12 protein-coding genes are annotated in these 12,134 nt (G+C 48.4%); 10 read left to right on the top strand and 2 right to left on the bottom strand.

Annotated features, from left to right (window positions below; translation table 11 throughout):
- Positions 1-146: 146 nt before the first annotated feature.
- The 9 genes from D0B88_RS18200 to D0B88_RS18160 all read left to right on the top strand — a co-directional run bounded on the left by D0B88_RS18200 (position 147) and on the right by D0B88_RS18160 (position 9,658).
- Positions 147-524 (top strand): YqjD family protein, encoded by a 378-nt coding sequence (locus D0B88_RS18200; RefSeq protein WP_007643524.1) that lies wholly within the window; start codon positions 147-149, stop codon positions 522-524.
- A gap of 51 nt (positions 525-575) precedes the next feature.
- Entirely contained in the window at positions 576-944 is a 369-nt protein-coding gene (locus D0B88_RS18195) for a phage holin family protein (protein ID WP_151058936.1), read from the top strand.
- Positions 941-1,216: a hypothetical protein gene (locus D0B88_RS18190; RefSeq protein WP_151058934.1), complete on the top strand. Its 276-nt coding sequence runs from the start codon at positions 941-943 to the stop codon at positions 1,214-1,216. Before D0B88_RS18195 ends, D0B88_RS18190 begins: the two co-directional genes overlap by 4 nt.
- Before the next feature lie 511 nt (positions 1,217-1,727).
- Positions 1,728-4,346, top strand: coding sequence for a TonB-dependent receptor (locus D0B88_RS18185; protein WP_151058932.1), 2,619 nt, complete (start codon positions 1,728-1,730; stop codon positions 4,344-4,346).
- Between the two features lie 190 nt (positions 4,347-4,536).
- A complete protein-coding gene (locus D0B88_RS18180) occupies positions 4,537-5,001 on the top strand; it encodes a hypothetical protein (RefSeq protein ID WP_151058930.1) in 465 nt (154 codons plus the stop codon).
- Between the two features lie 297 nt (positions 5,002-5,298).
- Positions 5,299-6,054, top strand: a complete 756-nt coding sequence (locus D0B88_RS18175) for a hypothetical protein (RefSeq protein WP_151058928.1) — start codon at positions 5,299-5,301, stop codon at positions 6,052-6,054.
- 264 nt (positions 6,055-6,318) lie between these two features.
- Positions 6,319-6,918 (top strand): PEP-CTERM sorting domain-containing protein, encoded by a 600-nt coding sequence (locus tag D0B88_RS18170; protein WP_151058926.1) that lies wholly within the window; start codon positions 6,319-6,321, stop codon positions 6,916-6,918.
- 28 nt (positions 6,919-6,946) lie between these two features.
- Positions 6,947-9,043: a glycosyl hydrolase 53 family protein gene (locus D0B88_RS18165; protein WP_151058924.1), complete on the top strand. Its 2,097-nt coding sequence runs from the start codon at positions 6,947-6,949 to the stop codon at positions 9,041-9,043.
- A 165-nt stretch (positions 9,044-9,208) separates the two neighbouring features.
- On the top strand, positions 9,209-9,658 hold the full coding sequence (locus D0B88_RS18160) for a hypothetical protein (RefSeq protein ID WP_151058922.1): 450 nt from the start codon (positions 9,209-9,211) through the stop codon (positions 9,656-9,658).
- A 123-nt stretch (positions 9,659-9,781) separates the two neighbouring features.
- Here D0B88_RS18160 and D0B88_RS18155 read toward each other — a convergent pair whose 3' ends face one another.
- Complete coding sequence (locus D0B88_RS18155) at positions 9,782-10,450, bottom strand: hypothetical protein (protein WP_151058920.1); 669 nt, start codon at positions 10,448-10,450, stop codon at positions 9,782-9,784.
- 33 nt (positions 10,451-10,483) lie between these two features.
- Positions 10,484-11,110 carry an NADPH-dependent F420 reductase gene (locus D0B88_RS18150; protein WP_151058918.1) on the bottom strand — a complete coding sequence of 209 codons (627 nt, stop codon included), beginning with the start codon at positions 11,108-11,110 and terminating at the stop codon, positions 10,484-10,486.
- 100 nt (positions 11,111-11,210) lie between these two features.
- Between D0B88_RS18150 and D0B88_RS18145 the strand changes: the two genes are divergently transcribed.
- Positions 11,211-12,122 carry a LysR family transcriptional regulator gene (locus tag D0B88_RS18145; RefSeq protein WP_151058916.1) on the top strand — a complete coding sequence of 304 codons (912 nt, stop codon included), beginning with the start codon at positions 11,211-11,213 and terminating at the stop codon, positions 12,120-12,122.
- The last annotated feature ends 12 nt before the right edge of the window (positions 12,123-12,134 follow it).

Below are 12,134 nucleotides of genomic sequence, written 5' to 3'. Positions count from 1 at the left end.
TTGAGGTAACAAAGTATCAGTGCGTTAGCGAACAGACTTGGGGAGGGGGGCTGGATACTATGAATGCAGGTTATAGCGCCTACTGGATTGAAATCGGTACACGGGAACAGCCTTTAAACTTACCCTTTATATAGCAGGAATTATTTATGCAAAATCCATCTGGTATTGGATCTTCGTCAGGAAACAGTAAAGCAGTTGATACACATGCGGCTCCAGCACAAAAAGCAGAAGGCTCTAGTGGTATTGCGCACGAATTTCAAAGTTTTGTTGCAGATATAGAAGACTTGATCAAAGCCACCACCAATCTCACCGGTGAAGATTTACAGCGCGCCAAAGACAAAGTAAATCAACGCATCACTGCCGCGAAAGATGCAGCGACAGAAATGGGCGAAACGGTGATGAATCGCGCTCGTAAAACAGCGGAAACTACTAATACCTATGTTCATGAGCAGCCATGGAATGCCATTGGTGCCAGTGCAGCGGTTGGTTTGTTGTTGGGTTATTTGTTGGCGCGTCGCAATTAATTAGTGGTTGTTACTTGTTAATTCTTGAGCGTCAAACCCGGGAGTAGAATTTTGGAAATTATCCAGCGTTTGCGCGCTTCAGCGGCAATAGTGCTTGTGCAGATGGAACTGCATGGGCGGCTCGCGGGTATTGAATGGCAGCAGGAAAAAAATCGTTTACAGCAAATGCTGGTCTTCAGTGTGCTGGGGCTGGTTTTTTTTACTTGCTGCCTTTTTTGTATCGGGCTTTTGGTCATTACATTAGGTTGGCCCACCGCCTACCGTTTGCAAACCATCGCTGGTGTGATTGTGTTTTATGCAGCAGGAGCCACCATGTGTTATCTGCGCTGCAAACATTTTTCTGCCCAGGGCGCCAATGCTTTTGCAGGAACTCGCGCTGAAATAGCAGCGGATGTCGCGTTGATCCGGAGTCAGCTATGAATGAGCCAGATAGCGTCACCACCAGCAAACGGCAGCGGCAAATGCAGCAGTGTATTGTGTTGCGGCGACAATTGGAGCAACAGCGCCAATTGCTCAAGCAGCAGTGGTCTCCCGTGGATGCACAAGGCGAGCCGCTGAATAAAGCGCAGTTCCCGCGCAGTGCCACCATGCGGTTTTTAACCCGCAGTAAACATTCCTCGTTGCTAATACTATTTGCCAAGTGGCAACTGGCGCGTCATTTTCCAAGTTTGGTGTTTTGGAACATCAAATAATCCCCGCCGCTTTTTTGCGCCCTGATTTATTGATTTCTGGTGTATTACTTTCTGGTGTATTACTTCTTGGCTTATTGTTTCCTAGCTTACTGCTTCCTAAAAACAAAAAGGGCGCATGCTATTCTTGAGTGAATAGACCGCGCCCCTACCTCTTTTATGACTTCGTTCAGCCCTAGGGCTTTTATTGCCGGGTGTTAAAACTCGCGATGCGCCTGTTCAGCCTGCTTCAACTTTTTGGCCTGATGTTTCTCTTTGGCGGTTTTGGTCGCGGGCTTTTTGCTTTCTTTACGTTTATCCTGACTTTTACTCATGATGCTTCTCTCCGGTTGGTGGATCTGAGTACCGCTCTTTAAGCCTAGGCCTTTTCTGGCCAATAGCGAGCATTGTTTTTAATTCCCTTCCCGGCTTCACTCTTGACACATGGCGGCGATTACATCATATTGACGTATAAATATGATATATGCGTCATATTTAATAATAAAACAATCGAGACGAACGCGAGGCTTTAGCAATGAAATACAAAACTCCCGAAACCCAAATATCCAAAGCCAGCTTGCTGTTTGCGCTGGGGCTGCTCGGCAGCATTAGCGGCGTTCAGGCACAAGAAGCCGGCGCTGTTGAAGAAGTTGTTGTAACCGGCATGCGTGCATCCTTGGAAAAGGCGATTGCGGTAAAGCAACAAAGCACCAAGGTGATGGAAGCCCTGGCAATGGACGATATTAATGCGACGCCAGCGGTCACTATCGCCGAAGCATTGGTACGCCTGCCCGGTATTAACGGTTCACGCGACCGTGGCAACGAAAGCCAGGCCGCGATTCGTGGCCTTGGCCCACGCATGGTATTAGGCACCGTAAATGGTCGCGAAGTGGCCAGCCCCGAGCCGGGTCGCGCTATTCGCTACGAGCAATACCCCTCCGAGTTGGTATCTGCTGCGGAAGTTTACAAAACCCAGTCAGCAGATCTGGTGGAAGGCGGCATCGCCGGCACCATCAACCTGAAAACTATTTCGCCTTTGTCGCACACCGGCCCTACAGCCACCGTGCGCGTAGGTTTGCAGCACAATGAAAGCGGCGAAGACGTTCCGGATTACGATCCGCTGGGCAATCGCATGAGCGCCGCTTTTGTACACCAATTCAGCGACACCTTTGCTGTTGCGATTGGCGCTTCCACCCAAACCCAAAAGAATGCCTATGGCTCAATGCAAGGCTGGGGTTATGGCGATAGCGCGCTGGACCTGGATGGCAACGGCACCATTGGTACTACCCCCTGGGGTGTTGCCGGTGAGGTGAAAAAACTCGACACCGACCGCGAAGGCATCATGAGCACCTTTGAGTGGCAGGCGACTGACGCGCTCAACGTGAAATACGATGTGCTCTACACCGAATTTGCGATGGATGAGCAGCAAAACCAAACCTGGGCGCAAGACATTGGCACACCACCTTCCGGTGAAGGCTGGGGCCTGGGCGATGCAAACGGCGATGGCGCGGTAGATAACCCGATGAGCAACGTAGTAATGCAGGGTAATCGCGTGGTAGCCGGTACGTTTAATGGTTGGGAAGGCACTATGCGTCACGTGATTGCCGCCTACCAACAGGAAAACAGTGGTGTCACCCAAGGCTTGAAGTTCAGCCACACTGGTTTTGACAACTGGCAGATCGATGTGGATTTCTCCCACTCTACTGCTGAGCGTAAAAACTACTGGAATGCGATTTATCTGGATCAATACGCCGAAACCTGGAGCTTTGATACTCGCGGTACACCGTCAATTTCAGCACCTGCTGGCTCGCCGTTGTTAACCCCAGAAAATGCTTCCTACAACTGGATTGGCAATGTCAACGAAGGTTCAACTCTGGAAGACGAATTGCAAAGTGCGCAGTTTGATATCAAACGGGATTTGGATGCCGGTCACCTGCGTTCAATCAGTTTTGGTGCGCGCACAGCAGACCGCGAGAAAGAAGTTATCTGGACTGATTTCACCATGAATCGCAGTGTGGATAACAGCGTTGCAGTAGCCTTTCCTGAAGGCTTCCTGAGCTCTTACACCCTTGGCGCTTTCGACACTATTCCCTTCCTGAATGCACCGTCTTACGCCAAAACCGCAGACGTGATTTTTGGTGGCGTTGATTATGATTCGGCGGAAGTTAATGCAGATCGCTACTGGAAAGTAGACGAGCGCAACGATGCGGCCTACGTGAAGTTGGATTTTGAAGGCCAACTGGGCGGCTTGGACTACAACGCCAACATCGGTGTGCGTCAAGTTGAAATCAATACCAAGAGTTACGCATTGAACGGCGAATACATTGAAAATGATTATTCCAAAGCATTGCCAAGCGCCAACTTGAACCTGGATCTGGACGACACCCGCAAACTGCGTATTGGTGTCGCCCAAGCGATTTCCCGTCCACCACTGGATGAGTTGCGCGCAGGCCAGTACATCAGCGCTATTGAAAATGGTTCATCCGGTGGTGCGGGTAACCCACTGTTGGATCCATTTACCTCTGATCAAATTGACGTGTCTTACGAATGGTATTTTGCTTCCGAATCCCTTGCGGCATTGAGCCTGTACTACAAAGACATCGACAACTACATCGGCAACGCGGTAGTTGGTACTTTCCAAAATGAAAACGGTGTGGACTTTGACATCTACGGCCCAGTAAATGGCAACGGCGGTTACGTGCGCGGTGCGGAAGTGACCTTCCAAATGCCGTTTGAATTCCTGCCGGTAGAAGGTTTTGGTGTTTACTCCAACTACGCGTTTGCGGAATCCAACATTGAAGAGTTCGCACCGTCCAACAACCCACTGCCCATGGCAGGTTTGGCAAGAGACACGGCAACCTTGGACTTGTGGTACAGCAACTACGGTATCGACGCACGCTTGGGCTGGAAATATCACTCCGCCTACACCAGCGCCTTCACCTGGGACAGTTACGACCTGACCACACTTGATGCGGAATTAGGTGTTGGCTTCAGCCTCGCTTACGAAATTAACGAGAACTACAACGTACGCTTCCAGGTTTTCAACCTGACCAACGAGCCACTGCGTTTAACCCAAAACAACGAGTCTGCCAACCTGAAACGTTACGACGACTACGGCCGCAGCTACCTGATCGATTTCACCTGGAAGCTTTAAGCCCCGCTTGAAACAATTGCAATGCCCTTTCCCTTGCGGCTACTTCGGTAGCCGCTTTTTTTTGCCTGCGATTTACGTTTGTGGATTTTGCTGGAGTGGTCTTTAATTCAGTGCTTGTAGTAAGTCGCCGCAAACTGCATTAGAAAGAATATCCGGTGGTAGCTGTTTAATAGATTGTGAGAGCAAAATCATGAATCGAATTATTTTTATTATTGTTCTACTTTACTCTTTCGCATCTAGCGCTGAAGAAATCATTGCCGTAGTTGATCTCAAGTTTGTAAGGGACACAGGTGAGGTCGCATCCACTCTTTGTTTTGATAATGGGAGTGAGGAACAAAACTGCGGAACCTGGGCGACATTTTATCTCTTTGACGCTCGCGTAAAAAAAGTTGTATCCGGTGAACTCAAAGCACGCAGATTTCATGTATGGCTTGGTATTCACGCGTTAAAGAAAGGCAATATTAAAAACATGGTGGCAAAGTTAAGGCCGTTACCACCGGAGCATGAAGCTGCCTATCAAATTATAGGGTGGGGAGAGAAGAGAGAGTTGTATTGTTTCGAGGCTAAAGAGAATGAAACCTACAACACCAATATAAAATCGGAAGGTGCAAATATGCAGTGCTATGGCGATGAAGCGAATAATTCTAATAGGTAGCACGTAGTACGTAGGTTAGGCAGCCATGCCCAACAATAATATTCAATATCAAAAAATGTTGGGCATTACCGCCCAACCTACATCAAGAACTATCTTTAGAATTTGACCGTTACACAAAGCTCAGCTGCTTCTATTTCCATATCCATGCAACTGTACTTCACAAAACCCACCCCACAAAAACCTGAGCCTTGCTCGGGTTTTTTGTTTGTAATCTGCACGCATTTGTTTTTACGGCTTTGTTATAGAGTCAAAATGTGTCTGGTGATAGTGTTTGTGTTCAAATAAAAGGAAATAATTATGGATCACACAAATATATCGACGCCAGCTAATCAGATTTCATCTGTCAAAACGGTAAGATTTTCGAATCGGCCTATTTATGGAAAATTTTCCATTGTGTTGCTGGGCCTGATTTTTGTTTCGATCCTTCCTTACTATGTGAAGGTTTATAACACTCCTGAAATTTTTTCGGCCACATTTATAGTGCATTCCATTTTGTATTTGGGCTGGTACATTCTATTTGCTGCTCAATCTAATCTTGTTTCGTCGGGCAATTTTTCTGCGCACAAAAAACTTGGCTACATGAGTGTGGCTCTGTTTGTTTTTTTAATTATCAGTGGCGTTGAAATGCTAATAGGGGTTATGGCTGCCTATGATCCCAACTGGACGGGTGGGCATGTACACTCAAGAGCGAGTTTTGTGTGGGGTATTTTGCACACGTTATTCAGCTTTTTTATTTTCTATATCCTGGGTATTTTTTTTAGGAAGCAACTACAACTTCATAAGCGTTTTATGCTGATGGCCTCGTTGAGTATGGTGTCCGCTTCTGTAACTCGCGTTGCTTTTTTGCCATTTATTCCCGTTGAGGGCACGATTTTAACGCTGGTGGCGACCTATGCTTTTTTGCTTACGCCGATGGTTATAGATCGCCTTGCATTCAACGCTATCCACCCTGTATTCAAATGGTGCGTTCCCATTTATGTCGTTACGCAAATAATCTGTATTGGAATATTGCCCGGTACTGAAATCGGCCGTGCTATTGCTTTTCCTTTGTAGTTTTAAAACACCCGAGGTTGGCTCGGGTATTTTGTTTATGCGGTTTTACTGTCCCCCCCAAAAAAAGAGAAGCGGCCTTGCGCCCCTTCTCTTTTTTTTGCCCTGCACCGGGTGATTAGACCTCTCCTGTCTGATCAAAAAATCTACAAAAGCCTATTAATAATATAATTATGATATTGTATGATGCAGCGTCTGCTGGTACTTCAGCTTTTGATGCTGGCAGTTCGTTCATGCAGTTCAACCATAAATATAAATAAGGAATAGATGATGAAAAAAAGATCCCCCCTAATCTTGTCGCTGCTGTTGAGTTCCGGTTTTGCTACCGCTGGCCCGGTGATGTACAGCGAAGATTTCAATGCAGATTTACCGGCCTGGGAGAGCAACTGGCTCGGGCTTAATTCCAACCTCAGCAATTACTTTATCAATGACACCAGCTATCGCGGTATGCCGCTGGATGGCTTGTGGATCTCCGATGGCGACAATACTGGCAATGCGGACATTGTGTTTGACGCTGGTTTTGGCAGTGGCATTTCTCACTTCTCCATCGACCTCGCGACCTGGACTGAGGGTTATTGGTTTGTAGCGTTTGATATGGCTGACCACTTGATTTTCTCCTCGCTTATTACCGCGTTTGACGATGCATTTTTTAATCCCGCTAGCTATCAAACCCTCAGTTTTAGCAGCAGTAATGGTCTGAAAGGTTTTTCTATTGTGGGTGATTACGTGGAGGGCGATGTGGCCATTGACAATGTGTTGGCAACCATCGGCGGTAGTACCAGCAAGGTGCCTGAATCCTCCTCATTGATGCTCTTGGTCCTAGGTCTACTGGGCTTGGTTTTCGGCCGTACCCGCCATCAACAGTGATATCAACTAACAATAATGAAGGTGAATCATGCGCTTACCAACACAACCCAACCCAACATCCGTCGGCTGGCTATGTATGTTATTGACCCTGCTGTTTAGTCAGGCAGCGCTCAGTAATACGTTTTACAAGGGGGTGGATCTCTCTTACGTCAATCAAGTGGAAGACAACGGCGCCGTTTTTAAAGTAAACGGGGTGACGCAAGATCCCTACGCGATTATGTATGACTACGGCGCGAACCTAGTGCGCATTCGCTTGTGGCATAACCCCAACTGGCTGGATTTTGCCGGCAATGTAAACACTTACTCCAACTATGCCGATGCCAAGCGCTCCATCGCCCGTGCTAAAGCTAATGGCATGCAAGTGCTATTGGATTTCCATTACTCCGACAATTGGGCCGACCCCAGTCACCAGCGTCGGCCGTTTGCGTGGGATTCAGCAACTACTCTCGATCAGCTCAAAGTGCTGCTCTACAACTACACCTTCCAAACCCTGCGCGATCTGGATGCCGAGGGCCTGATGCCGGAGTTGGTGCAAATCGGTAATGAGACCAATAACAACATGGCAATTGGCCCGGGTGAACCCTTATCGCCCGTGAACTATGCGCGGCAGGCGGCGCTGATGAACGAAGGCATTCGCGCGGTAAAAGATGCTGGCGCGCTGGGTTCCTTAACACCGAAAACCATTATCCATATTGCCAATCCCGCTCATGTTTATGGTTTTTTTGCTGGCGTGCGCAACGCCGGGCTGACCGGTTACGACATTATCGGTATGTCTTATTACTACCACTGGCACGGTTACTCCATCAATCAAACGGCAGCATTGATCGCGCAGTTGAAACAGGATTTCCAAAAAGATGTGATGATCGTGGAAGTGAGTCACCCCTGGACTACCGAGGGAATAGATCCGGCAGGTAACATTATTAATGACTCGGCTCCCGGCTACCCGGCGCCCAGCCCGCAAGTGCAAAAGGATTACCTGATCGACCTGACGACCGCCGTGGCGCAAAACGGCGGGCTAGGGGTGATCTACTGGGAGCCGCTGTGGATTAGCAGCAATGCCTATACCCAATGGGGTCATGGGTCGCACTGGGAAAACCAAACCTTTTTCGACTTTAACGGCGAGTTGATGATCCCCGGCGGGGTGGAATTTTTGGCGCAGGACTACCCGACAGTAGCGCCGGAGCCAACTGCCAAACTTACGTTAAAAGTGGATATGACCGGCGTGGATGTGAGCCAAGGTGTGTACGTGACCGGCAGCTTTAGCGGTGCGGGCAACTGGGCGCTGGTGCCCATGACGTTGGAAGGCAACAACATTTACACCCACACCGCCGAAGTAGCGCCGGGTGCCGAGGGTGCTTACTACTTCCTCAACGCCAACAGCTGGAGTGCGCGCGAAACCGTGCCCGCCGAATGTGCGCCCTGGTGGGGAGTGGATCGCGGTTTTATCGCCAATGGCGATGTGACCTACGCGGTAAAGTGGGGCAGTTGTGCGGCTATCGCCAACCCCGAGGTCATGTTTGTAGTGGATATGACCGGCGTCAACACTGCCAATGGTGTGTACATCACTGGCTCCTTTACCGGCACACCCAATTGGAAAATAGTGCCCATGAGCACCACCGACGGGCGTATTTATTATCACTACGCCACGCTGCCCGCTGGCTCAACTGGCGCGTACTACTTTCTAAATGGCAACAACTGGGCTGCACGTGAACAAGTCCCCACTGAATGTGCGCTCATGTGGAATACCGACCGCGCCTACAGCATTAGTCACGGCACGTCATTAATTCGCGCGCGCTGGAATAGCTGCAGCCAACCGGAAGTCGGTGTATTTGAAGTGGATATGACCAATGCCACACCAAATACAGCGGCCTATATTTCTGGCGCACTGCCCAATGTTGCAGCGGGCAGCAATGTGCCGATGAAATTGAAAAAAGAGAAAACCTTCGTCTACGCCACCGGCATCACTCTTCCCGCTAGCGGCAGCTACTATTACCTCACGGGTAGCAGCGCCAACACCCGCGAAAAATTACCCGCCGCGTGCACTCTGTTATACGGCGGTAAAGATCGCAAATACAGTTTCACTAATTCGCGCATCCAAAAAGATGCATGGAGAGCGTGTTATTAACGTATTTGTGTAATCATTTTTTTGTAGTAACAAAAACCAGCATCGTGAAAGCGGCGCTGGTTTTTTTATGAGTTGGGATTTTTTGTCTTATCTGAATCCAGAGGCGCAAGTGCTGTGTCTAAGCTAGGTGGGATTTAACTGCTCTTCAAATATTTGAGGTGAAATATGGATGGTTTTGTTAAAAATAAAGAGTTGGGTTTACCTTGGCATGCATTCCTGTTGGGAGGGATTTTCCTTTTGTACAGTTTAGCTGCTGGTTTCGACTACATCATGAGTGTAAGTCAAGGTGAAACATACTATAAAGCCTCTGGTATGACGGAATCCCAAATTAACTATTTCTTAACTGTTCCAATCTGGGCTGTCATTGGGTGGTCGCTTTCAGTGTGGGGTGGATTATTGGGTTCCGTTGGATTACTGCTTCGCTATGGTTTAGCGGCCAACTTATTTTTGGTCTCGTTAGTTGGCACCCTGATTTATATATTGTACGTCCTTGTCCTTTCTGAAGGTCGTGAAGCAATGGGGCAGTTATGGTTTATGCCAATTGTCATGGCTCTATTTACTGCGGTGATGTTTTTTTATTGTTTGCGCTTTAAACAGTTAGGCGTTTTACGTTAGGAAATTCACAGCTGAATTTTTTTAAAACTTCTCCACGCTTGAGCATGGAGAAGTTTACTACTGGCATATGATTCTCATCTTGCGTGGAATTAACTTTCATAATGTTGGTTTTCATTGGGGGAATCAGCGATACACTCGAAGGTCAGAAAAATAACCATCAGTACCTACATCTACCCATAATCCAATTGCTCCGGTTGTATCTGCACCACGTTTTAATTCATCAACGATTAACGCCGGTGTATCTGCATTATTGATAAATAAGCTGGCACGTTGACCTGTTGCCACAATTTTTAATTGAATCCATTCATTCAAACCTATATCGGCAGGCGACTCGTAGCGACCGGGAAACTCGCTGCGCAGCCGATCAAATTTGAAATCTGGATAGGAAAAATACTGGGTGGCATGGTTGCGCCTTTTGATATCGTCGCTGCGCCCATTGGTGGGACGAACGTAGATACTTTCAAACGCAGAATTTTCGTTGTTAATACGAAAGGCTATGCCGATAAAACCGCGTGCAAAATCCGGCGCATCGGCCAGTAACCGGCTCAATACCTTGACTTCAATGGTGCCGTCTTTGAAATCCGTTCCTTGAATGCGCACAAAAGTGGGTTCATCAAACTTTGTTACCTTGGGGTTTTTAACAACCTTAATTGCCTTAACGCCGTTAATATCTTCCAGTGAATAAGAGACATCAACTGCCGTTAGTTTGGCACGGCTGAAATTAACTTCAGTTGCAAAAGTGCTTAGGGATACGAGTAAAAAATTAGCTGCAAGCACAATAAAAAATTTCATGATGTCGCCTCACTGGAAAATACAGACCTTAATTTACAAGGTCACCCATGCTGGTGCTATAGCAGTGCCTTTGCCGAGAAAAAATCCAAAATGAATATTCATCTCGCCGATGGGTTCGATAAAACGGCTATTGCGTAGTGGGCCAGCATCTACCGCTTTAAAACCTATTGCTGTAGTGAGTTGTGTTACTTTCGTTTTTGCATTCTCATCATCGCTGGCAATAAACACTTGCACTGTTTTATTTAAACGCGCTGACTGCGGCAGCAAGGGCGCAAAAATAGTGTTGAATGCTTTAACCACGTTGGCATTGGGGGCCAGCGCCTGAATTTCCTCTGCTGCTGATGTGGTATGGCCAATCACCAGGCTCTTGTAATCAGCACTGATGGGGTTGCTGATATCGACCAGTATTTTGTTCGATAAATCACCGGCTTGCTGCAAGACCTCTGCAACCGCGCCAAAGGGCAGCGCAATAATAATCACCTCGGCCAATTTCACCGCCGCCGCTATGCCGCCACCCTCAACACTTGCTCCAGTTTTTGCTGCCAGCGCCGCTGCTTTGGCGGGGTCGCGGCTGCCAATAACCAATTCGATCTTGGCCTCGCTCAATGATTGCGCCAAACCTGTTGCCATATTTCCGGTTCCGATAATTGCTACTTTCATGACGTTCTCCGCTGGATGAGTTGGAGTACCTACTCTAGGACTTGAAACCTATTGAGATAAATGGTGAAAATGGATCGATACTTGAAACAGGGTGTTTGGAATGGATCGATTACTTAGCATGAGTGTGTTTGCCAAAGCGGTGGAAGCAGGGTCTTTTTCAGCAGCGGGAGATGCCTTGGTTATGTCCTCCCAGTTGGTGGGTAAACATATCCAAAGCCTGGAGCAGCATTTGGGGGTGCGCTTGATCAACCGCACTACGCGCAGGCATCACGTGACCGAGGCGGGGTTTGCATTTTACGAGCGCGTGAAAATCATCTTGGCGGAGGTAGACGCAGCAGAAGGCGTCGCGGCTATGAGCGGAGGCGTTCCGCGCGGTCGCTTGCGTATTAATGCCCCGGTGACATTTGGCGTGCATGCCTTGTCCAAGCGTCTACCTGAATACCTGGCAATGTACCCGGAAGTTTCCGTCGATATGTCGCTTTCCAATCGCTATGTGGACCTTATTGACGAAGGGTTTGACGTGGCTTTCCGTGTGGGAGAGTTGGCAGACAGCGGCCTTGTTGCGCGCGTGCTTGCGCCTTATCGGTTGCGTTTGTGCGCTGCCCCGGCCTACCTTGCCAATCGCCCGGCAATCACTCACCCCAATGATCTGGCGCACCACGAATGCCTCGGTTTTTCACACACCGAGTTGCGCGCGCGCTGGACATTTGAAGACAAGACGGGTGCGGCAATTTCTGTGTCAGTTGCAGGAAAATTAATGGTGGATAACGGTGAGGCATTATTAATGGCTGCACGTGCAGGCTTAGGTATTTTGTTGCAGCCTTGCGAGTTGGTGCGCGACGAATTGGCTGCAGGGCGATTAGTACAAGTGCTTACCGATTACCCGGTGGCGGCGCGCCCATTTCATTTGCTTCACGCCCCTGATCGCCGCATGACGCCAAAACTGAGGAGTTTTATTGATTTTGCACTTGCAACTTTTGGTAGCGATGCACAAGCAGGTGTAAGCCTTTAGATTTGTCCCGCG

Source organism: Cellvibrio sp. KY-YJ-3 (assembly GCF_008806955.1).
Lineage (GTDB): Bacteria > Pseudomonadota > Gammaproteobacteria > Pseudomonadales > Cellvibrionaceae > Cellvibrio.
The sequence above is the reverse complement of the archived record's forward strand: the minus strand, read 5'-3'. Positions and strand labels throughout refer to the sequence as shown.